17 protein-coding genes, 1 tRNA gene and 2 pseudogenes are annotated in these 24,050 nt (G+C 34.7%); 9 read left to right on the forward strand and 11 right to left on the reverse strand.

Translation table 11 applies throughout. The features are described 5' to 3' along the window. Window position 1 precedes the first annotated feature (1 nt). From UMM65_RS04575 to UMM65_RS04585, 3 genes are read left to right on the forward strand one after another with little or no spacing between them, the layout of a single operon-like run. Window positions 2–457, forward strand: coding sequence for a DUF1801 domain-containing protein (locus tag UMM65_RS04575; RefSeq protein WP_321975300.1), 456 nt, complete (start codon window positions 2–4; stop codon window positions 455–457). Window positions 458–460: 3 nt separating this feature from the next. Then, window positions 461–847 (forward strand): VOC family protein, encoded by a 387-nt coding sequence (locus tag UMM65_RS04580; protein ID WP_321975301.1) that lies wholly within the window; start codon window positions 461–463, stop codon window positions 845–847. Between the two features lie 23 nt (window positions 848–870). Continuing rightward, window positions 871–1,635 (forward strand): sulfite exporter TauE/SafE family protein, encoded by a 765-nt coding sequence (locus UMM65_RS04585; RefSeq protein ID WP_321975302.1) that lies wholly within the window; start codon window positions 871–873, stop codon window positions 1,633–1,635. 4 nt (window positions 1,636–1,639) lie between these two features. Here the strand turns inward: UMM65_RS04585 and UMM65_RS04590 are convergent, their stop codons facing one another. The 4 genes from UMM65_RS04590 to UMM65_RS04605 all read right to left on the reverse strand — a co-directional run bounded on the left by UMM65_RS04590 (window position 1,640) and on the right by UMM65_RS04605 (window position 9,694). Beyond that, on the reverse strand, window positions 1,640–2,398 hold the full coding sequence (locus tag UMM65_RS04590) for a zinc-dependent peptidase (protein WP_321975304.1): 759 nt from the start codon (window positions 2,396–2,398) through the stop codon (window positions 1,640–1,642). Window positions 2,399–2,843: 445 nt separating this feature from the next. Then, complete coding sequence (locus UMM65_RS04595) at window positions 2,844–5,267, reverse strand: glycoside hydrolase family 95 protein (protein ID WP_321975305.1); 2,424 nt, start codon at window positions 5,265–5,267, stop codon at window positions 2,844–2,846. Window positions 5,268–5,332: 65 nt separating this feature from the next. Continuing rightward, window positions 5,333–7,141 carry a right-handed parallel beta-helix repeat-containing protein gene (locus tag UMM65_RS04600; RefSeq protein WP_321975306.1) on the reverse strand — a complete coding sequence of 603 codons (1,809 nt, stop codon included), beginning with the start codon at window positions 7,139–7,141 and terminating at the stop codon, window positions 5,333–5,335. Window positions 7,142–7,360: 219 nt separating this feature from the next. After that, the gene (locus UMM65_RS04605) at window positions 7,361–9,694 is read right to left on the reverse strand and encodes an alpha-L-rhamnosidase-related protein (protein ID WP_321975307.1); all 2,334 of its coding nucleotides are present in this window, start codon (window positions 9,692–9,694) and stop codon (window positions 7,361–7,363) included. 223 nt (window positions 9,695–9,917) lie between these two features. Between UMM65_RS04605 and UMM65_RS04610 the strand changes: the two genes are divergently transcribed. The 6 genes and pseudogenes from UMM65_RS04610 (at window position 9,918) to UMM65_RS04640 (ending at window position 17,346) form a co-directional block, all read left to right on the forward strand. Beyond that, entirely contained in the window at window positions 9,918–10,532 is a 615-nt protein-coding gene (locus UMM65_RS04610) for a TetR/AcrR family transcriptional regulator (RefSeq protein WP_321975309.1), read from the forward strand. A gap of 5 nt (window positions 10,533–10,537) precedes the next feature. Then, window positions 10,538–12,142, forward strand: a pseudogene (locus UMM65_RS04615) (sodium:solute symporter family transporter). A gap of 15 nt (window positions 12,143–12,157) precedes the next feature. After that, complete coding sequence (locus UMM65_RS04620) at window positions 12,158–13,540, forward strand: alpha-L-fucosidase (protein ID WP_321975310.1); 1,383 nt, start codon at window positions 12,158–12,160, stop codon at window positions 13,538–13,540. 10 nt (window positions 13,541–13,550) lie between these two features. Then, window positions 13,551–15,082 (forward strand): annotated as a pseudogene (locus UMM65_RS04630) (sulfatase family protein). Between the two features lie 10 nt (window positions 15,083–15,092). Then, on the forward strand, window positions 15,093–16,331 hold the full coding sequence (locus UMM65_RS04635; protein ID WP_321975313.1) for an enolase C-terminal domain-like protein: 1,239 nt from the start codon (window positions 15,093–15,095) through the stop codon (window positions 16,329–16,331). 79 nt (window positions 16,332–16,410) lie between these two features. Continuing rightward, window positions 16,411–17,346 carry an aldo/keto reductase gene (locus tag UMM65_RS04640; RefSeq protein WP_321975314.1) on the forward strand — a complete coding sequence of 312 codons (936 nt, stop codon included), beginning with the start codon at window positions 16,411–16,413 and terminating at the stop codon, window positions 17,344–17,346. Window positions 17,347–17,564: 218 nt separating this feature from the next. On the opposite strand, the gene UMM65_RS04645 is transcribed toward UMM65_RS04640, so the two are convergent. The 7 genes from UMM65_RS04645 to murC all read right to left on the reverse strand — a co-directional run bounded on the left by UMM65_RS04645 (window position 17,565) and on the right by murC (window position 24,022). Continuing rightward, window positions 17,565–17,638: transfer RNA gene (locus tag UMM65_RS04645), tRNA-Arg, on the reverse strand. Further along, window positions 17,616–17,879 carry a GIY-YIG nuclease family protein gene (locus UMM65_RS04650; RefSeq protein ID WP_321975315.1) on the reverse strand — a complete coding sequence of 88 codons (264 nt, stop codon included), beginning with the start codon at window positions 17,877–17,879 and terminating at the stop codon, window positions 17,616–17,618. The genes UMM65_RS04645 and UMM65_RS04650 overlap by 23 nt, the downstream gene beginning before the upstream one ends. A gap of 174 nt (window positions 17,880–18,053) precedes the next feature. After that, window positions 18,054–18,503 carry a GatB/YqeY domain-containing protein gene (locus tag UMM65_RS04655; protein ID WP_321975316.1) on the reverse strand — a complete coding sequence of 150 codons (450 nt, stop codon included), beginning with the start codon at window positions 18,501–18,503 and terminating at the stop codon, window positions 18,054–18,056. Window positions 18,504–18,704: 201 nt separating this feature from the next. Beyond that, complete coding sequence (gene ftsZ / locus UMM65_RS04660; protein WP_321975317.1) at window positions 18,705–20,582, reverse strand: cell division protein FtsZ; 1,878 nt, start codon at window positions 20,580–20,582, stop codon at window positions 18,705–18,707. Between the two features lie 69 nt (window positions 20,583–20,651). Then, window positions 20,652–21,959: a cell division protein FtsA gene (gene ftsA, locus UMM65_RS04665; protein ID WP_321975318.1), complete on the reverse strand. Its 1,308-nt coding sequence runs from the start codon at window positions 21,957–21,959 to the stop codon at window positions 20,652–20,654. Between the two features lie 3 nt (window positions 21,960–21,962). Then, window positions 21,963–22,685: a cell division protein FtsQ/DivIB gene (locus UMM65_RS04670; RefSeq protein ID WP_321975319.1), complete on the reverse strand. Its 723-nt coding sequence runs from the start codon at window positions 22,683–22,685 to the stop codon at window positions 21,963–21,965. Continuing rightward, window positions 22,685–24,022 (reverse strand): UDP-N-acetylmuramate--L-alanine ligase, encoded by a 1,338-nt coding sequence (murC, locus tag UMM65_RS04675; protein ID WP_321975399.1) that lies wholly within the window; start codon window positions 24,020–24,022, stop codon window positions 22,685–22,687. Before murC ends, UMM65_RS04670 begins: the two co-directional genes overlap by 1 nt. Window positions 24,023–24,050: the final 28 nt, after the last annotated feature.

A 24,050-nucleotide genomic window follows, 5' to 3' on the forward strand; every position in this document is an offset into this window, starting at 1 on the left:
TATGCAATATAAAGCCAAATCCGTTGATGATTATATCAACCAAATACCAGAGGAAAGAAAAGAACCTGTAAAAAAACTTCGTAAAATAATTTTAGAAAATTTACCTAACGGTTTTGAAGAGGGCATTAATTATAATATGATCGGTTATTACGTACCGCATTCTAAATATCCAGATGGATACCATTGCGATCCAAAGTTACCCTTACCTTTTATGAATATAGCTTCGCAAAAGAATTCAATTAATTTATATCATAGTGGAATTTATGCTAAAAAGGAGCTTTCTGATTGGTTTATAGCAGAATATCCTAAGCATAGTAAAAGAAAATTAGATATGGGTAAAAGTTGTATCCGTTTTAAAAAAATAGATGAAATTCCTTACAAACTCATCGGAGAATTGGTAAAGAAAATGTCAATTGATGAATGGATAGAGATTTACGAAAAAGCGATTAAAAAATAATTTATGAAAAAACGAGTAACAGGTATTGGTGGTCTGTTTTTTAAAACTGAAGACCCGAACGCAACAAAAGATTGGTACAAAAAACATTTAGGCTTTAATACAGATGATTGGGGCTGTACTTTTTGGTGGAAAGATGAAAATGGCAATAAATGCTCTACACAATGGAGTCCTTTTAAAAAAGATACCAATTATTTTGAACCTTCCAAAAAAGACTTTATGTTCAATTATAGAGTGGAGAATTTAGTTGAATTATTAAAAGAATTAAAAAAAGAAGGTGTAACAGTAATGGATAAAGTAGAAGAATATGAATATGGAAAATTTGGTTGGATTTTAGATTTAGATGGCAACAAAATTGAACTATGGGAGCCGAAAGATGATGCCTTTTTATAGAACCCAACCTTTTAAATCAATCAATGACCTATCTCGAAATACTTAACTCCTATAATTTATCTTTTCTACGGTGGACATCAGTTTTTATAGCTGTTTTTTTATTGGGCTTGTCTAAGTCAGGCATTAAAGGTATCGGTATATTAATTGTTGTAATTTTAGCTTTTGTATTTGGAGAAAAAAACTCAACGGGAATATTACTACCAATGCTTATTGTGGCTGATATTTTTGCCGTAATTTATTATAACAGGCACACCCAATGGAAATATATTGTAAAACTTCTACCTTTAATGATTATTGGTGTATTGGTCGGTGTTTGGGTGGGCCACGATGTTTCTGAAGTTATTTTTAAAAGGCTTATGGCTATAATTATAATTTTTTCAGTACTAATTCTGTTCTACACGGAAAACAAGAAATCATCAAAAATTTCAACTCATATCGCTTTTTCGAGTTCAGCCGGATTTTTAGCTGGGTTTACTACAATGATCGGTAATTTGGCAGGGCCAATTTCAAATATCTATTTCCTTGCAATAAGATTACCAAAAAACGAATTCATAGGTACCGCGGCTTGGTTATTCTTTATTGTAAATGTTTTTAAACTGCCCTTTCATTTTTTTGTTTGGAAAACGGTTACCAAAGAAACTTTAGTACTAAATTCAATATTAATTCCAGCAGTACTTTTAGGTTTTTTTATGGGTGTATTTATTGTCAAAAAAATATCAAACCTCAATTATAGAAGGTTTATATTGATTGTAACTACGCTAGGGGCTTTGGTAATGTTGTTTAAATAAAAATTTATGCCGAAGGCTTAGATGCCATTTTCAATGTATCTAAATTCAACATTCTTTTCACCATCTTATAAACTTCGGGGAGTTTTTGGTTAAACTCGTGAGGAGTTTCAAAAAAGTGTTCTACCACAACGGATAGAAACTCAAATTGATTTCTAAAAGCATATTCCCTCAAATAGCCTGATTTTACAATTTTTCGTTGTAATTTTCTGTCTTTCATTTTATTCAAAAGAGCGGTAAAATGATCTAAAAACACTACTGAAGTAAAACTTTTTTCTTTCAAAAAACTAAAGTGCATGGCATGGGTTAATTCGTGCAGACCTAAATTCAGATTATTATCTTCAATTTCTATACCGTCCATAAAACTGTCCCATGAAAAAACAATAGTACCCAACCTAGGGTTTGTTTCCCCTTGGTGACGCCTATTTGTTACTTTTGACAGATAGTTTTTAGGATAAATAACAATGTTTTCAAATTGCGAAAACAAATATCTTCTCATACCAAAAGTTAGCATTATAGCGGTAGAAGCAATTAAAAGTTCCATGGTTTTGGTAACTACAACACCATCTCTACCTATAAAATTATGAGCATCAATGAATTTTAAAACCCTATGTTCAAAATAACGTTTATCAATAAGAGATAAATTATTATAAAAGCTAAAATTTTCGGCAATGATAGCCCTTTGTGCTCCGTACATAACATTCGGGAACAACACAAAACGAGTCAAATTAGTTGACCCAAACACTAGGCTTACAAGTTCTATCAAAATAGTTGTTTTTAAATAGCAATTTTCTTTTTAATTGACCATTAAAGATAGTCAATTTTTAAAGTTTTCTTTCTTTTCTATTGCTATAATACAACTATTTTGCCAAAATGGGGCATTTTTTTTTACATTTTTTATATTTTCTGGCATCTACCAACCAGGTATTTTAATAAACATGTGGTAAGCACTACGCCTACTAATTTTTCATTTTCAACCATTAGAGGAGTTTAAATTCTTTTAAACCAATAATAGACTTACAAATCGAATTTTTAAAATTTAAAGAAATTCTAACGAATTATTGGTGGATCTGGACCACGGAAAACGAGCTATGGTTTAGGTGATTTCAATTAAAATGTCTTAAAAATAAACCTTCGCTAGTTTCTACTATGGAAAATGTGAAGGAATTGGTTCATTATCTCTATAAAATTTTATGAGTTGGTACTAATTATCAAGAAGCTTTAAATTCAAAACTTTCACCAGCTTTCATCGTTTTAGATATTTCTTTGGCTCCATATTTTATCTTTATACCACCATTATGTATCGCTTTTATTTGTGCGGTTGTCAATTTTCCATCTTTCCACGCTAAATCAACTACAAAACCACCTTTAGCCACCAAACCTTTTACGCTGCCCGTTTTCCATGCCTTTGGCAATGCTGGCAATAAATTAATAGTTCCTGTATGACTTTGCAATAACATTTCTGTAATACCTGCCGTTGCACCGAAATTAGCATCCATTTGAAAAGGAGGGTGCAAACCAAATAAATTTGGTGACGTACTTTTTGCCAAAACCGTTTCTAAACTTGCTTTGGCTTTTTCAGGTTCTGCCAGTCGTGCATATTGATTAATTAACCAAGCCGCACTCCACCCTGTGTGACCACCACCATTCTCAATTCTATAATCCAATGATTTTTTTGCAGCCAATGCCAGTTTTGGGGTTTGCTCCAAATTTATCTGTGCACCTGGATGTACCGCAAATAAATGCGAAATATGCCTATGCCCAGGTTCCGCTTCCGGGAACTCTTCTGCCCACTCCATTAGTCTTCCATCACTACCAATTTTTGGCCCATCTAGCTGTTCAAGACTGGTAGCTACTTTTTTTGTAAAATCACTATCAATTCCCAACTCATTGGAAGCCATTAAAAAATCGGTAAATAATTGCCAAATTACCTGATGATCGTGTGCTGGCCCCATACTGATTTGACTTTTGCTTCCATCCGGTGCAATGAACGTATTTTCAGGCGAAACCGCAGGCCCGGAGACCAACTTACCTGTTTTAGGGTCTTTTACCAACCAGTCCATATAAAACTCTACGGAACCTTTTAAGGTCGGATACATTTTTTGTAAAAATTCCTTATCTTTTGTATAGGCATAATGTTCTGCTATATGGGTACTTATCCATGCTCCTGCTCCTGTGTGCATTCCCCAAGTTGCAGACTCCCCAGGTGAAGTATAGCCCCAAACATTGGTAATGGGGTGTACCACCCAACCATCATTATGATATTGAATTTCGGCTGTTTTTTGACCCGGTTTAACTAAAGATTCAATTAAGTCGAACAATGGTAACTGCATTTCAGACAAGTTAGTGGGTTCTGAAAGCCAATAATTCATTTCAACGTTTACGTCAGTATGATAATCGCCATTCCAAGGTGTTTGAATCTTGTTGGCCCAAATGCCTTGTAAATTTGCGGGTAAAGTACCTGGTCTTGAAGATGAAATCAATAAATAACGACCATATTGAAATATCAACTCTTCCAAACGAGCATCGTCTTTCGAATTTTTATAATTTTCGACTCTTTCATCAGTTGGTAATTTGGAAATACTATCGGGCGTAATATCTAAGGTGACTCTTTTGTAATATGATTGATATTCCTTTAAATGACTTTTTAAAAGCTCATCATAATTTTTGGCAACAGCTTTGTTAATGTTTTCCGCCGTAATATTTTTATAATCACGCCCGTTGTAATTGGGATATTTTAATACATAGTCTGTAGATGCTGTTAAGTATAAAATAACCTCATCTGCATTTTCAACCTCTAGTGAGGTATCGTTATAATTTACCTGTCCGTTTTTGGCAGTTGCTTTTAAACGTGTCATATATTGGAGTCCCTCGCCTCCTTTTCCGTTAGATAATGCTCCGGACATAATAAGCTCTTCGTTTTCTGAATACGTTTTATATCGCTCAGGTCTTGTCAACGTACTTTTAAAGGAAATTTTGCCTGGCTGGTCTGCAGTAATTTTAATTATCATTACTTGGTCCGGATAACTCGTAAATATTTCCCTCTTAAAATTAGTTCCGTTTTGGGAATAGCTTACACGGACTACGGCATCGTCTAAATCCAGTTCTCGTTGATAGTTTTCATATGTATCCTGACTACCGTTATCAATCCACAAATCACCCAAGGTTTGAAAGCAGCCAAATGGAACTGTTGCCCCATTACCGTAACCCGAACCTGCTCCTTTACAAACCTGTGTTTTATTGGTCAGTTCGGTAGCTTCCTTATACTTTCCTGCAAACAATAAGTTGCGAATTTTATCTTGGGCTTCAAAAGCATCAGGGTTGTCATTATCATCTGGACTACCTGACCACATACTTTCTTCATTGAGCTGAATACGTTCTTGGTTTACATCACCAAAAACCATGGCCCCCAAAGATCCATTTCCTAACGGCAAAGCTTTTAACCATTCGGGGTCGTCTTTCCACCCATTAGGGTCATCTTTTACAGACGCATTTGCTGGCGTATTGTACCAGAGTTTCAGGTTTTCTGTGGTTTGTGCTGCACTTTCTGCTGTATCTACGCTCTTTTCTGTTGTTGTACAAGAAATTAATAGTGATACTACTAATACTCCAAGACAAATTGATTTTAAATTCATATATTTTGTAATTCGTTAATTATTTTTATTTTTCTAATTTAATTAAATATTGTGGATTAAAGTGATTATTTTCTGTTCACTTTAATCCGTTTCTTTTTAACATTAATCAGATTAAAATCATCAAAATTATTGGTATCCGATTTCTGCAATTCCACCTTTACATTTTTTGAGTTTTCAATATGAAAAGAAGGTTTGCCCCCTCTTCTATCCTTAAAAGTATCTGTTTTTATGATTTTATTATTTCTAAAAACCAACCCATTCGTACTTTTAGCCCTTAAAATAGGAGTATCAAAAGTTTCAAAAATATTATTCTCAATAGTTATATTTTCATGCACATAAAAGTTTTTGACCAATTGATGATTTTCTGGCCAAATATTGATGATGTAATTACCTGGTATTTGATTGTAAGCACAATCTACAAAACGGTTATTACGAATAGTTACATCTTTTACCGCACCAGATTCGTACCAGCTTGATGCGTCATTGGCAATTAAAATAGCATGCATTCCCGTTCTAAAAAAAGTATTATTTTCTATTATGGATTTTCGTTGGGTAGTTAATAAAATACCCCGTGTATTGGTTCCTGAGAAATAATTGTCTTTAATAGTTACCGAGGGTGTCCAAGTCAAATTTTCAACAACATCTCCTAATTTGAATTCTTTGGGCATTGATTTTTCCAAAGTAACTAAAATTTCCCTATCCGTTAATTTTTCAACCGATTTTACTTTTCCAGAGCCATATTTCTGTAAACTTTTAGCGTGAACAAACGCCAATGTATCTCCAACAAAAAAGGCTTTCATCCCGTAGGTTTGCCCGTGCATAAACCTCAATTTAATTTTATCATTAGCTATTTTCTCTGTAATTTTTAAATGCGTTCCGTGTATGTTTATCGCATCATCATGCCCCCCGTAAGTTTCAGAATTCTTAATAGTGATTTGTCCTTTACATCCCGAAAAATGAAAACAATCCGCAAAAGCAGCAATTCTTCTTCCCGTTTCTTCTCTCGGTTTTACGATAACGCTATCTAAAGTAACATTTTCATTGAACTGACTGATAACTCCCATACCGTGCATATAGTGCACTTTTACATTTTTAAGGACTACATTTTTACTATAGCCTATAAATGCCCCTACTTGATCTCTTATAGGGTCTCTTACCGTTAATACCATCCCTTTTTTATAACCGCTCTTAGGAAAATCACCTTTAAATTGAAGCGTAAACGGTTTAATTTGTGTGACTTCACTATTTAATAAAGGTGTAAAATTGCTGTAATAAAAAGCGGACAACGTGGTGTCTATTGCGATGGCATGATGATGGTTTATGGTCCAATTGTCACCGTAAAACTTGAGTTTATTGTCAATTATTGCATATTTGGAATCGGGATTTATAGTTGCTACTACCTCTGTATCATTAACGGTATTAAAAGTTAATTCGGACATAGTTGGGCGTTCATAATCAAAGCTGACATTCTGAATAGTGATATTTTCGCAATGGTCAAATGCAAAATTTATCATTTTGCCGTGTATCACAAATAGAGCTCCGTTACCTTCAATCGTCAAGTCTTTTGCATTTTCGAAAAGTAACGCTATGGTTTTAATTTTAGAAGGCACTTCTTTTTCTGTTGAAGTGTTGGATATAAAATATTCGCGTTGTTCTGATTGATCTGGATAAATATCGTATCGTCCTTCTTCGAAAATTAATTTTACCGCGTCATATTTGCCTAGATCGTTATAAACCTTTTTTAATTGGGGAGCAATATCTATAAATGTATTAGGAATAATACCATAATCTTTAGCATAGATTGTGGTGATATCTTGGGCTATTCCATAATTATATGTAAAAAATATTATTATTAGTTTAAGAACAATTTTCATAGATATAATGAGTATTATTTTTTATCAAATTATATATTTTCAAATTTATAGCAATCTTCTTGTTTAAGCTACCTTGAAATAAGAAATATTCAATACTTTTTTACAGAAAATACAATTACCGCCTATAAGTTAAGTATGTTAAAAGTGTTAACTTGGTTCTATTAGTATTAAATTGTGTAAAGCATATTTCTAACTCTGCTAACCGCCAACCGACTTAATTTATTTCTTTAATGTAAAATTCCAACTGGTTTTTCGAGGTTCAACTTCATTAGTACTTGCTATTTCATAACCTCTTGGTGGCTCTACAGTTATCTTCCAGTCTTTTTGTTGTTGAATTTCTAAAGAGATTGTATCGTTTTCTTTGATGTATATAATGGATAATTCATTATCTGCAATAGCAAGATTTTTTAAGGAAACATCATTCCATTTTGTTGGCATTTGCGGTTTTATATGCACTTCCTTTTTTGCTGCATTTGGTTGTACACCAAAAAACTGTTCTATAATAGCTACACCAAAACCATAAATATTCCAAGCCTGTACAAATTCGCCATGATCTGGGGAAACTTCGTACATAGTTCCTGGTGAGGCATAACTGAAACTGTTGCACATTTTTATTAGATAATCTAACGCATGGTCAGGATTTCCATAATTATTCTCTGCAATTGCAGACACTCCCGTGGGTAATGTCATCACTGCAGATACATAAAAGTTTGCATGGCGTTTTACTGTTCCAGATTGACTTTCTTTGGGAGCATTCCTATCTATACCCGTTACGTAAGTACCAAACGGATTTGTAAACTGTCTTGCCGTTTGTAAAGCTATATCAGCTTTTTCAGTATCTGCTATACCAACTTCCATTGGTGTATTTACTACCCAATTATGGTGTAACACAAAAGGCCTAGGTTTAGATGAAGGATTCTTTTTAATAAATTCTTTGGTTTCTAAAAGCTCATTAACAGCCCAAGTTTTTTCTAATTTTTTAGCTCGCCCAATGGCGGTTTCTATTAAACTTAATGCTTGCTGGTCTGTCCCTATAAAGTCGGCAAATGAATGAAAATTCTCGGACCAAAACTCCCTATTTATGGTCCCCTTTAATTCTTCCGCTTGTGCCGTGTAAGTCTTTGCAAGTCCTTCTTCACCAAGAACGTATGCTATTTTAGAAGCACTTACCAATGCTTTCTGTGTGTAGGCAGCAACATCTATCATTTCACTATTAAGTCCATGAATTTCCATCATACCATAACCTTCGGGAATTAAATTTTTATTAGAGTCTTGTTCGGTCAACAACCAATTTAATCCCTTTTTAACCTGCGTAAAGTATTTTTTTAAGAACTGTTTGTCCCCATTCCATAGATACACCTTCCATAACAAAGTCACAAACTGAGGGGTCTCCGTCATATTGCCGGTATCATATATTTCTCCATTGGTAGATATTTCATGTACAATTCTACCATGTGGATGGTTTTTTTCAGATATTTTTTGCAAAAGCTCTATGGTATTTAAGGCAACATCGTTTCTGCCGATTGTTAAATATCCTTGTAAGGCATATTCACTATCACAACCAAACCACCAAGGGAAATTTGGGTAGCCTGCCGCCATTCCACTTCCTATTTCCGGTACGGTTCTTACAAACCAATCGGCTGTATATTTCAACCATCTAAAGGTTTTGTTCAAGGTAGAATCTGGAGTGTGCAATTCCGTAGGTCTTTGAATCTCAACGTAACGCTCATTTTTCTCTTTTAATAATTTGAGTGCATCTGTTTTTAAAGATTTATACGTGGATTGCAACGCTTTTTCTGATGTATAGCTTCCTGCTATATAAAAATTCTTTAAAAGTTGTCCGTTTGCGGGCACTACTATGTTGTAAGATAAGCTACCACTAATACCCTTGCCTTGATAACGTGTACTAACTTTTTCAAAATTAGACGGTTTTACATCACTTCCAAATTTGACGTACCAAGGATTGTTCGAGTCTTTGGCAACCCAAGCACTTTCAGCTTCATTAAAAGCTATGGTATCAAGACCATCTATCATATTTGTGCGTTCGCCCAACCATGTGGGTCTTAAATCTACATGTCCGTTAAATTGAAATGTTGTTTTTAACTTTTCTGTATTATAATTTTGAATTTGATATTGAATAATCATCCCTTCCATATCGTCGGGAGCAAATTGTACTTGGGTTACTTTTAAACCTTTTTCTTCCCAAACATATTCTAATACATTTGAGAATGAATATTGGGCAAATCGTGTTGCCTTGTTCAGTTCAAAACTTTCATTTTCTATTTGCAAAGAAGCTTCAAAACCATCCATTAATTTAATTGGATGATTCCAAATACCACCCATTTCTTTATCTATGTGCCAGCCTATTTCTGGAAAAGTCCCATTTTGATGACCTACAGTATATAAGCGATTCCCAGGGGTCATATAGGGGGCATTACTATAAGTTTCATTGCCATCAATGTGCTCCAAAGAATTTATGGTTTCTAAAAAATTTGATTTTGGAGCCGAACAAGCAATGACCATCAAAAAAAATAAATAGAAAAGTTTATGCATTATTTTAAGAACATTTTTCATTGAAAAGGCATCTAATTAAATTCTTTCAAATTTATAACAAACAGGCTCTTTAAGCTACCTTAAAATCAATAACAATCAATACTTTTTTTTTACGGTAGCATATAAATGTTTTCAGTTTTTGAGCAACGAATATAGTATTTTTTTACCTAAATTAGGGCATTCGCCCTAATTTTTTTATATTTGTCTAAATTTAACATGTTAAATGAAAACCAAAGCTACTATTCTAAATACTGCCATCGAATTGTATAAAGAACATGGAATAGGCAATATAAGTAGCAGAGATATTGCTAAACGGATGAACAAAAGCCATGGTAATATTGAATATCATTTTAACACTAAAGAAGCCATACTTTTAGCCATCTACAAAAAGATGTCCAAAGAGATAACTGCTTACTACGAGCAAGAAGAATCGGGTGTAAACTCTTTTGAAAAATTTGATTTGCTTTTACATGAACTTGAACTGTTTCAAGTTAAATACGGTTTTTTTAATTTGGATATCATGGAAATATCAAGAAATTACCCATCAGTAAACCAATTGCTCCAAAAAACGCTAAATAAGCGAAAAAATCAAATGCAAAATTATTTTATCGGTTTTATAAAAGAAGGGCTAATTATCGATCAAAACGATTTAAAATACTATATACGTTTGCAGCATACAATTAGAATTCTAATAACATTTTGGGTCAATCAGGAAGGCATCCTCACCAGCTATGATTTTAAAAAACCTGGTGAAATGGCCAACCATATTTGGGGATTAATTTTTCCGTTTATGACCGAGAAAGGACAAAATGTTTTTAATAATCTACATAAAAATTAACGTTTATGAACACAATTTCAACTATTGACATTGTAGTAGTAGTCATTTACCTTTTAGCAATAGTTTTTATTGGCTTATGGTATAGTCGAAAAAAGAAAAAAACGAGCGAAGGCTATTTTTTGGCAGGTAAATCTCTGACTTGGCCTGTTATCGGAGCCTCACTATTTGCTTCGAACATTTCAACGGTACATCTGGTAGGTCTGGCAGAATCAGGATTTAAAGATGGTATTGTTTGGGGTAATTTTGAGTGGTTTTCTGCTTTTGAACTGTTGATTCTTGCCTTTATTTTTATTCCGTTTTATTTACGCACAAAGATTGCTACCTTACCAGAATTTCTAGAAAAAAGATATGATGCCCGGTCACGCGTGGTTTTGGCCATTTTCAGTATAATGGCGGCCCTGTTTATGCATATTGGTGTTAGTTTTTATGCAGGAGCCGTTGTCTTTGAAAAAATGTTCGGATTGGATATTGTTTTATCTATTGTAATTATTGCCGTTGCCACAGGTATTTATACCGTAATTGGAGGCTTGGTTTAGGTGGTTGTAACAGAAACCGTACAAACAATAATATTAGTATTTGGTTCATTAATCATTACCGTACTTGCTATTTACAAATTACCTGATCTTGGTATTTTTACTTATGAATCCTTCAAAGAGGCGGCAGATCCTGATCGGTTAAAAGCAGTAAGTTTTGACTCTGCCAAAAAAGGATTTACCTTCTTAGATATGTTATTTGGGCATCTGATATTAGGTATCTGGTATTGGTGTACAGATCAGACCATAGTACAACGAGCTTTAGGTGCCAAGTCTGAAAAACAGGCAAAACTCGGAGCAATATTTGCAGGTTTCCTTAAAATATTACCGGTATTTATAATGGTTGTTCCCGGTATTTTGGCATTTGTACTATTTAAAAATGACATTGGTGAAGATACCAAAAGTGTATTGCCCATTATGATTATGAAATTAATGCCCGTTGGTCTTAGCGGATTGATGATTGCCGCATTATTGGCCGCCGTTATGAGTAGCGTGGCGGCCGCATTAAATAGTTGTTCCACGTTAATTGTATATGATGTTTTTAATAAATTAAAACCTAATTTATCAGATGCCTCAAAAATCAGGATTGGACGAATTACGGGTGTAGTCGTGTTGGTATTAGCTGTTATTTGGTCCCCATTTTTAGGAGATTTAGGCGGCATTTTTGAATTGATAAATCAGATGTTTGCCATCTTTGCCCCTTCAATTGTTGCTGTGTTTCTTTGGGGAATTCTTACTAGAAAAGGAACTTCCAATGCTTCTTTTTATACATTATTAGGTGGTAGTCTTTTTGCGGCCATAATATTTCTCATAGAAAAATATGCGATTGTCAATGGTATTCCCAATTATATTTCCAGTCCAGATGGGTTGGGCATTAATTGGCTACGGCAAGCCTACATTTATTTTATTATATCATCAATAATTTATGGATTGATTACGTTTTTTGACAAATCAGCCCAAACCATTCCTGAGGAATTTTATTTAAAAGTGAATGCTAGTTCAGCATCCAAATCAGTAAAATATATGAGCTATTTACTAGTTGTCATTATGATTGTGCTCTACATTATTTTCTATTAACATCTATAAAAAATTATGAAAACCATTACAAAATTTTCCAACTTATTACTAATCGCTTTATTATTAATTCCATCATTGCTTGTGGCTCAAAACTCGAGTGGTGGCGGCGAAGCAAATCCTAATTTAAAAACCAACATAAAATCACTAAAAAAGTTTCAGGACAACAGGTTTGGAATGTTTATCCATTGGGGACCTGTTGCTTTACGCGGAACTGAAATTAGTTGGTCAAGAGGTGTTCAGGTGCCTAAAGAAGACTATGATGCTCTTTACAAAGAATTCAATCCCGTCTTGTTCGATGCCACTAAATGGGTAAATGCCGCAAAAGATGCCGGTATGAAATACATAGTGCTTACTGCCAGGCATCATGATGGTTTTTGTTTGTGGGATAGTGAATATACTGATTACGATATGGGAAACACCCTGTACGGCAAAGGCATTTTAAAACCACTGGCAGAAGCTTGTAAAAAAGAAGGTATAGATTTCGGAATATACTATACTATTTGTGATTGGCATCACGAAGATTACCCCGTAAAATATCCCGACAAAGAGTATGAGTATCATATAGAAAAGGACATTACAAACCCTGCTGTGAAGGCTAAAATGGATAGATATATTGTCTATATGAAGAATCAACTCAAAGAGTTGATTGACAATTATAACCCTACATTATTTTGGTTTGATGGCGAATGGGAATGGGCATGGACGCATGAAATGGGCATGGACTTATATGCTTACCTTAGGGGGTTAGATGATGAACTTCTCATTAACAATCGTGTTGATAAAGGGCGTGAAGGCATGGCAGGCATTACAAAAAGTTATAAGTATGCCGGAGATTATGCTACACCAGAACAAGAAATTGGAAAATTTGATATAGAAAACGCTTGGGAATCGTGCATAACTATTGCTAATCAATGGGCGTGGAAACCCAACGACAAATTAAAAACAACACAACAGTGCATACAAACGCTGGTTCAAACAGTTGGTGGCGATGGCAATTTATTATTAAACGTAGGCCCAATGCACGATGGTAGAATTGAACAAAGACAAATTGATCGGTTAAAAGAAATTGGTGATTGGTTAAAGGTTAATGGTGACGCTATTTATGGAACGCGTGGAGGCCCTTATTTACCAACCGTAAACTATGTAAGTACACATAAGAACAATACTATATTCATACACTTGTTAAAAAAACCAGAAGACCAGCTTAAACTAAAACTTCCCAAAGGGTATAAGGTTAAAAAAGCGTATTTCCTTGATGACAATGTTGCTCTTGATTATTCCGTAAAAAAAAGAGTGCTAAACATTTTATTACCTGAGAATTTGCCAAATGCCCATGTGTCCGTTATTGCTTTAGAAATGAATAAACCTTTAGTTGATTTAGCAACTATAGAAAACTAAAAAAGTAAATATGAAATTTAAAACTGTAATATTTTCTCTCATTTTTCTTTTAACTGTAAGTCAATTTTATTCCTGTAAAAAGACCACTAAAAAACCTAATATCATTATTATTCTTGCAGATGATTTGGGCTATGGCGATCCTGAAGTATATAACCCAGACTCCAAAATACCCACACCCAATATTAATTTGCTTGCCGAAAAAGGTATGATATTTACTGATGCACATACACCAAGTAGCGTTTGTACCCCTACCCGATACGGATTATTAACTGGCAGATACGCCTGGCGTACAGAATTGAAAAATAGTGTACTTTGGATGTGGGATAGGCCACTAATAGATAGTGCAAGACAGACACTTCCTAAAATGCTTAAATCAGAAACTACTCAACCGCATGTATAGGTAAATGGCATTTGGGTTGGAGATGGGCTTCTAATAAGGATAATCATTTTATGAACGATACCATAAAAATTGGCGATTACAATCTGAAAGGCAGAAATGAGCTTTGGAAAAATATTGATTTTTCAAAAGAAATCGGCGGTGGTCCGTTAGAAGCGGGATTCGATTATTATTTTGGAGATGACGTTCCTAATTTTCCACCCTATGCTTTTATAGAAAATAATAAATTTGTTCAAATTCCAAATCAGATAAAACCTGATACCATGTATGGTGGTCCGGGTCCTATGGTTGAAGGGTGGTCATTAGAAAAAGTAATGCCCACTATAACTAAAAAAGCAGTAAATTATATTCAGGAACAATCTAACAAAGAGAACCCTTTTTTCTTGTATTTTGCATTAACAGCACCGCATACACCCATTGCACCGACTAAAGATTTTAAAGGGAAAAGCAAAGCTGGGCTGTATGGCGATTTTGTTAATGAAGTTGATTGGTCTGTTGGACAAATTGTTGAGGCTCTGGAAAAAAGCGGACAGTTAGAAAATACCATACTTATTTTCACTTCTGACAATGGCTCTCCGCAAAGGGATGGACAAGACATGGGAGGTGCTATTGCCTCTGTCTTAAAATATGGACATAACCCAAGTGGAAAATGGCGAGGTATGAAGGCTGATATTTGGGAAGGTGGTCACAGAGTTCCATTTATTGTTTCTTGGCCAAATAAAATTAAAAAAAACACTACCAGTGATAAAATTATTTGCACTACCGATATTTTTGCTACGGCAACTTCCATTTTAGGAAAAGGACAAAACAATTCTCTTCTAGAAGATAGCTTTGACTTTTCTCATGCTTTATTTAATAAAGTAACCAGTAATCCTGAAAGGAACTCTATAGTACACCATTCTATTGATGGAACATTTGCTATCCGACATGGTGATTGGAAATTAATTTTAGGAAAAGATTCTGGTGGTTTTAGTAAAAATTTAAAAATTGAAGATATTCCCGTTGCAACAAACGGACAACTTTATAATTTAAAAAATGACCCTTCTGAAAAAAATAACCTTTACGATAAACTTCCGTCAAAAGTAAAAGAACTAACTGATTTACTAAATAAGAATAAAGACAGAGGTTACAATAAACACAATTAGAAAACTTAAAATGAAAGAATTAATTATAAAAAAAATATCCGTGTCTGACTCAAGATACGAACTCAGCGATGGTGCAGGCTCAGATGCTATACATACCACACCTGTCTATGCCTATGCCGTTTGTAGGTTGGAAACAGAGAGCAAATTGGAAGGAGTAGGCCTTGCATTTACACTCGGCACAGGAAATAACCTAGTCTGTGAAGCCATTAAACATTTGGCTAAACACATTGAGGGTAAAGAAATCAATGCGTTGATGTCCGATTTTGGTTCAACTTTTAAAGCCATGGCAGATGATCCAAATTTTAGATGGTTAGGTCCACATAAAGGTGTTGTACACTTAGCCTTGGCTTCTGTAACCAATGCTTGTTATGATTTGTGGGCAAAATCAAGAGGTTTACCGTTATGGAAATTGTTATTGGAAATTTCTCCAACAGAACTTGTAAACACTTTAGATCTGAGTTATTTAGAAGATGAACTTACAAAAGAAGAAGCTATTAATATTTTAGCAAATACAAACCAAACCAAAAAAGATCGTGAAGGCATTCTATTATCTGGTTACCCTGGTTATGATACCTCTATAGGTTGGTTTAATTATTCCGACCAAAAAGTAAAAGACAACATTAAAAAAGCCATGGATTTGGGTTTTACCGCTATGAAGCTAAAGGTGGGCTCAACCGGTATGGAAAGAGATCTTAGGCGTGCCTTTATGGTTAGAGAAACAGCTGGAGACGAAGCTACAATTATGTTAGATGTCAACCAACAATGGAATTTACCACAGGCCATTCAAATGAGCAAATCCCTAAAAGAAATGAACCCCTTTTGGATTGAAGAACCTACACATCCCGATGATTTAATGGCACACATCACTTTAGCAAAAGAAATTTCCCCCATAAAATTAGCATTGGGAGAGCATGTTCCCAATAAGGTTATTTTTAAAAACTTTATTCAATCAGGTTGTATGAGTTTTAATCAGGTTGATGCCGTTAGGGTTGGAGGCATTTCCGAATTTTTGACGATTAGTTTGCTTTCCAAAAAATACAATATTCCAGTAGTTCCTCATGTGGGCGATATGGGTCAAATACACCAGCACCTGGTATTGTTCAATCATATAGGTATGGGTCATGAAGCGTTGTTCTTAGAGCATATTCCACATTTAAAACAGCATTTTAAAAACCCCGTAAATATCGTTGATGGAAAATATAAAATTCCACAAGAGCCTGGCATGAGTGCCGATTTAATAAAGTACTAATGATGAAACGAGCATACTAAAAGTGTTATTACCTAAAGAATTGATTAATAGCGAACAAAAAAAGCAATAAAATAGACACATGAAACCAACATATTTAAAAGGAGATTATAAAAAAAGTGCCGCTTTTGACAACCAAAGCCGTTTGGTTTATGGTACTGCTGCAATTGGTGGCGTTTGGGGATCTGTTGATGAGGCAGAATCTATTGATGCTGTACTTTATGCTCTTGAAAATGGTATTTCTGTTTTAGACACTGCACCTTCTTATTCGAATGCAGAAATTTATGTCGGTAAAGCTCTTAATGAGTGGAAGGGTTCAATACCATTTATTAGCACAAAGGTTGGGCGATTAAGAGGTAAAGATGCTTTTGAAACCAAACTCGATTATTCTACGGAAGGGATGAAGCGTAGCCTACATAACAGCTTAGAAGTGCTAAGGATAGATAAAATTGATTTACTCTTTTTGCACGAACCGCAACTGGTTCCTATGGACAATATAGAGGAAATATTGAACACGTTAAAAACTTTTAAACAACAGGGATTGGTAAAAAGTTTAGGTGTGGGCGGTAATCCCACACAGGCGTTTATGCCTTATGTTACCAAAGAAAATTTTGAAGTAGCTTCTGGGTTTTTAAGAATGAATGCTTGTAATTTGAGTGTATTTAGAGGCGAAATGCAGCAATACCAAAATGAGCAAATTAAATACTATGCCGCTTCTCCCTTGCACTTTGGATTATTAGGTAACCGATTTGAAAAATTTAAAAACGAAGGTGCCGATGGCGAATGGATTACCGAACAGGATTTGAATAACGCGATTAAAGTCAAAGCAATTGCCGATAAAAATAACATATCTTTATCTACTTTATGCCAACAATATTTATTTTCTGTTAAAGAAGCCGACAGGGTTGTTGTTGGGGCAAGGAACATATCACAAATTAAATCAACCGTTGCTGACTGGAATTTAGGAAAGTTGTCAGAATTTTTATTTGATAAGATTACGAATTTAATAATTCAATAAAAAATAACATTCATTAGAACCTTGTTATTCAAGGCAATAGCTACCATTGTAAGAATATGCCTCTATAAATCTTACAAAACCTCACTTTTAAATTTTTATTTGTGACCCCCGACAGATTGGCTTTACCCTTCCTGACAAAGCTCCGCTTTGAAAATCAAAAACCTGTGCTCAAAAATTCAAGCGAGCTTGAATTTACGCACAGGTTTTCGATTTATTAGTGACCCCGACAGGATTCAAACCTGTAACCCTCAGAGCCGAAATCTGATATTCTATTCAGTTGAACTACGGGGCCAGTTATTAATTATACTCTTTATAAATTCTCTACCAATTCCAGACTTTAGATATTTTTCTCTTGTTCTTGCTTCAACTCCAGTATTAAATGGTTCACTATATATCAAAACCCATGGAACATAAGGTTTTGTTGATTTATTATATTTTGAATTATGTTGTTTTAATTTTTTCTCTACATCTTTGGTCGTTCCTGTATAAGTTCTATTAAATTTTTCACTTAATAGAACATATACATTAATCATAATACTTATTTTATATCAGAGCCGAAATCTGATATTCTATTCAGCTGAACCCTGCCTGCCGGCAGGTACGGGACCAATACTTAGATGTGAGACTTTAGATTTTAGTCATGAGAATTGTAAACCAACTAATTCTTAAATTAAAATCGACTTACGCAATCAATTTATTAACAAAACTTAAGTGAGCAATGATTTTACTACATTAGAAATTGCCTTACCATCTGCTTTACCTGCTAATTCCTTTGAAGCCATACTCATTACCTTGCCCATGTCTTTCATTGAAGAGGCTCCTGTTTTTTCAATAATATTTGCAATTACACTTTTCAGTTCATCTTCGTTCATTTGCTCAGGTAAAAACTGCTCTATTACAGCCACTTGTGCCAATTCTGGTTCTGCCAAATCTGTTCTGCCCTGCTCTTTGTAAAGTGCAGCACTGTCTTTTCGTTGTTTTACTAATTTTTGTAATAGTTTTAACTCTTCAGCTTCTGTTAAATCCTGTTTGGCACCTGATTCGGTTTGAGCCAATAATATAGCTGATTTTATAGCTCTTAAAGATTCTAAGGCAACAGCATCTTTTGCCCTCATAGCTTCTTTAAGTTTTTCCATTACTTTATTTTGTAAACTCATGTTCCTAATTTTAGAAATGCAAAGATAATCAACATCATTTAGTTTTTAACGGCAATTAAAAGTTTTATTTTAAAGATTCCGCTGTGCAGCGGGATTAGTTCGACCAGCAAATTTTTGTAATGCAAAAATTTGGGTCTCACTAAAAAAACCCAAAACAATTATTACATTGTTTTGGGTTTCACAAACAAAACTAAATACTAATTAATCCACATTATCATGCAAATACGAATTATTAGATCGTAACTGAATATCATCATTGTCATCTGAGCTTAATGATATTCTAGATTTATTTTCTGTAGGTTCAGATGAAGGTTCAATATCATCTAAATCAACACCCATTCTTTTATAGGCTGGCTTACTTTGATATTCTTCATTATTACTTGGTCTATTGGTAAACCTATAATTAAAATCTTTCATTTTCTTTCTTCTGTCATCTGCTCTCTTTTGCAACTCTTCAATAGTTAGGCTTAATGGTGATTCTTCTTCATCCATTGTTGATTCCTTATTTTCAACTTCTTTTTTTTCAACCCTAACATTAAATACTAATTCTTCATCTTTTACTTCCTCCGACGGTTTAGCATTTTTTTTTACATCATCATCCATAAAATTCTCCAATCCGTGTTTTATTTTTCCATCAAAGGTTACGGTTGGTTTTACCCACAACGGATCTATAACTTCAATATCCCTAATACTTGAAGCCGATAAAGAGTGTCTGACTTCGCTTTGCTCTGTGTCAGATTCTTCTGCTTTTCGCTTGGGAGTTAAAGGCAAATCAAAAGTTAACATACCTTGTGTTTCCACAGGCTCCATTTCATTGATTTCTTCTTTTTTAGCTACGGGTTTTATTACAAATTCATCCAAGTCCTCATCACCATTTACATCGTCGTAAATTACATCCATATTGTTAATTGCTTCTGATTTAGGTGTTATGCCTATTTCAGAGGTTTTAACCTCTATCTCATCATTATCTAGTTCTAACTTATGTTTAACGATAGGCTTGTCAATGGGCTCTTCTTTCGCAATAGGTTCATTATAAAACTTGGATGGTTCCAAATCATGAACAATTTTTGGAGCCTCAGTATGAGAAATCTCCCGCTGTTGCTCCTTATTAAAACCCGTTGCAATAATTGTTACGGCTATTGACTCTCCTAATTCAACATCCTCACCAACACCCATAATTATATCAACATTGCTTTTCGCTTCGCTCTGAATATAATCATTGATTTCACCTATTTCATCAATGGTAATTTCAGTAGTTCCAGAAACAATAAGTAACAATACATTTTTAGCTCCCGTGATTTTATTATCGTTCAATAGCGGAGAATCCAATGCTTTTGTAATCGCTTCTTGAGCTCTGTTTTGACCGGTTGCTATTGCAGAGCCCATAATGGCGGTACCACTATTGGACAAAACTGTTTTAGCGTCTTTTAAGTCAATATTCTGAGTGTAATGATGTGTAATTACCTCTGCTATGCCCATGGCAGCAGTTGACAATACTTCGTCCGCTTTTGAGAATCCCGCTTTAAACCCTAAGTTTCCATACACCTCTCTCAATTTATTGTTATTGATAACAACCAAAGAATCTATATGTTTGCTCAATTTTTCAATCCCTTTTTGAGCCTGGTCATTTCGCATTTTTCCTTCAAAAGAAAAAGGTATAGTTACTATCCCAACAGTAAGTAAATCCATTTCTTTTGCGGCTTTAGCAATAATAGGTGCCGCTCCAGTACCAGTACCACCTCCCATACCGACAGTAATAAAAACCATTTTTGCACGAGTACTGAGCATTGCTTTGATTTCCTCTATACTTTCTAAGGCAGCTTCTTCACCAACTTCTGGATTAGCTCCTGCCCCTAGACCTTCCGTCAAGGAAACCCCTAGTTGTATTTTATTGGTTACAGGGCTGTTATGCAAAGCTTGTTCATCGGTGTTACATATCACAAAGTCTATACCAGCAACACCTTTTTTAAACATGTGGTTAACGGCATTGCTTCCGCCGCCACCAACGCCAATTACTTTAATTACGCTAGATTGGTTTTTGGGTAAATCGAATGCAAGATTTTCAAATTCAGTACTCATAGTTTTGTTTTTTTGGGATTCTAATAATTCTTCTTATATTTTTAAATGTTGTAAAACATTTTATCAGCTCTATTCTGCGTTGTCTAAAAACTCTCTAAACTTATCCGCCCACTTTTCAAAAATTGACTTTCTATCAACTTTTTCTGTATGTCCAGACTTTTTGTCTTTAGGATGTTGTTCCGCCACTTTTTTATTTTTAGATTTTTTTATCTTATTTCTCTCTTCTAAACCTTTCATTAACAAACCAACGGAGGTTGCATACGCAGGGCTAGACAAATCAATATCGGTACTCCCGGCCAAGTGCTCGTTAGGATAACCTATTCTGGTATCCATTCCGGTAATATATTCCACTAATTGCTTGATGTGTTTTAACTCTGCACCGCCACCTGTTAACACAATACCCGCGATTAATTTCTTTTTTGTTTCTTCATGACCGTAATTCTTAATCTCTAAATAGACTTGTTCAATAATTTCTACGACACGGGCATGAATTATTTTTGAAAGATTTTTTAACGTAATTTCCTTAGGCTCTCTACCTCTTAATCCAGGAATGGAAACAATTTCATTTTCTTTATTTTCTCCCGGCCAAGCTGATCCAAATTTTGTTTTTAATAATTCCGCTTGCTTTTCAATGATAGAACAACCTTCTTTAATATCTTCTGTAATTACATTGCCCCCGAATGGAATAACGGAAGTGTGACGTATAATACCATCTTTAAAAATGGCTAAATCCGTTGTACCGCCACCTATATCAATTAGTGCAACACCGGCTTCTTTTTCTTCTTGGCTCAACACTGCTTCAGACGATGCTAAAGGTTCCAGCGTGATATTTGACAGTTCCAATCCTGCACTTTTAATACACCTTCCCACATTTCTTATGGATGAGACTTGTCCTACAACAACATGGAAATTGGCTTCTAATCTACCACCGTACATCCCGATAGGTGCTTTAATTTCCGCTTGACCATCCACCTTATAATCTTGCGGCAATACGTGGATTATCTCTTCACCCGGAAGCATTACCAGTTTATGTACTTGATTGATTAGTTTTTCAATATCGGACTCATCAATAACCTTCTCAGAATTGGGTCTGGTAATGTAATCGCTATGATGCAAACTACGTATATGCTGACCTGCAATGCCCACCACCACATCTTGTATTTTGTGATTGGAAACACTTTCTGCTTCTTCAACAGCTTGTTGGATAGATTGAATGGTTTGTGTTATATTATTTACCACCCCACGGTGCACGCCCATACTCTTGGCCCTGCCCATGCCCAAAATTTCCAACTTTCCGTATTCATTGGTTTTTCCAATTATGGCAACAATTTTTGTCGTTCCAATATCTAGTCCTACGGCTATGTTATCTTGTTCCATAATTTAGTTTTTTGTGCACACAACCTGATTGTTGTACTCAAGGTTAATTGTTTTATAGTTATTTAAGGTTTTATCGTTAATTACTTTTTGATAGAACACTTTTAATTTTTTAATTTTTTGATCCAATTGGTTAAGTGTGCCCAATTCAACTTCTTGATTTCCGATTCTTGTTTTAAGCACAAACTTATTTTCTGGCTTTTGTTGAATTCCCACCACTTGCTTTTTAAGAAACTCGTCATTATCAATTATCGTAGCCAACTTAAAAAGTTCGCTTGATATTTGATTGTTTTCAATGCCCTCTACAATGGGTACTCTGGCGGAATAATTTGAAGACAACGGCATTCTCTTACCATTACTGTCCATATAATATGCCATTCCACCATCATTTATCCTAGCAATTGGTGTCTTTTGTTTGATAGAAGCTCCTAATTTGCCATCAACATCTATAAAAACTTCCGCATTTTCAACCATTTCATTAGTAAGCAGGGTTTCTTCCAACTTGTTCAAAAATAAATTTTCTTTTGGCTGACTTTGTAGTCGTCCAAAATTTTGTACTAACAATTTATTAACAGTTTCGTAGGTAATAAATAAATTATCGCCATTTTCAAAATTGATATTCACTTTTTCCACCCTCTTCGTCTTGTTTCTAGCAGATGAAAATCCATAAAGAAGCACAACAAAAATTAGCAATAACACGCCTTTTAGTAATGGAATGTACTTTTTCATTATTTTAAATTTTTATAAACATCTTCAACCAGCACACCAATATCTCCAGCACCAATCATCACGATAATTTTGGCGTCAGATGCTTTTAGAGTTGCAATTAGATTTTCTTTTGATGAAATTTTCTTCTCTTTGGAATCCACTTTACTCAATAACAATTCTGAGGTTACGCCTTCAATGGGCTTTTCCCTTGCGGGATAAATGTCCAACAAGATCAATTCATCGAATTTTGACAAACTTTTGGCAAAATCATCAATAAAATCTCTTGTTCTACTAAATAAATGAGGTTGAAAAACGGCAAGTATCTTTTCTTTCGGAAATAACTCTCCTACCGCATTTGCCACCGCATCAATTTCTGTGGGATGATGAGCATAATCATCGATCAGCACCAAATCATCCGTTTTAATTTTGTAATTAAACCTGCGTTGTATGCCTTTAAAAGTTTTTAAAGCTTCGGCAATGGTAGCTAACGGAACACCGTAACTATCAGCCATTGCCAAAGCGACCACAGTATTTAGCACATTATGTCTTCCGGGTATATTTATTTCAATATTTTCATACAGTTCTGATGGCGTTTGCACATCAAAAATGTAAGTCCCGTTTTGTATTCTAATATTTTTTGCGTCGTAATCCGCATTTTCTTCAATGCCGTAGGAAATGCCTTTTATGGGTAATCCTTTTCTTATAAATAATTTATCGGAAACCAGATTGGCAAAATCATTGAACGATTCGGTCAAGGCTTCTGCTTCGCCATAAATATCTAAATGGTCAGCATCCATTGAAGTAATGCAAGCCATATTTGGAGATAACCTTAAAAAAGAACGGTCAAATTCATCGGCTTCCACCACACTAATCTCGTCACCTCCTAAAATTAAATTTGAATTATAGTTTACGGCAATTCCGCCCAAAAATGATGTCGCATTGACGTTGGCTTCATGCAAAATATGACCTAAAATAGTTGATGTGGTTGTTTTACCATGTGTACCCGCTACGGCAAAACAAAAAGTGTTTTTGGTAATTGCCCCTAAAATTTCAGAGCGTTTATAAATGGTGTAACCATTATCTTTAAAATAATTGTACTCCACATGGTCTTCAGGAATGGCGGGCGTATAAACAATGAGTGTTTTTTCTTTATTAAAAACCCTTTTGTCTATAGATGAGATGTCATCTTCAAAATGAATGGAAATCCCTAAGTCTTCCAATCCACTAGTAACCGGCGAAGGTGTTTTATCATAACCACTAACAAAGAATTTATTGGCATTAAAATACCTGGCCAACGCACTCATACCGATGCCGCCGATGCCCATAAAATAGATGTTATGTATGTTTTTTAAATTCAAATTCATTCTCAATTATACGTTAACCTCT

Origin of the sequence: Aureibaculum koreense, assembly GCF_034296135.1 — a bacterium.
GTDB lineage: Bacteria > Bacteroidota > Bacteroidia > Flavobacteriales > Flavobacteriaceae > Aureibaculum.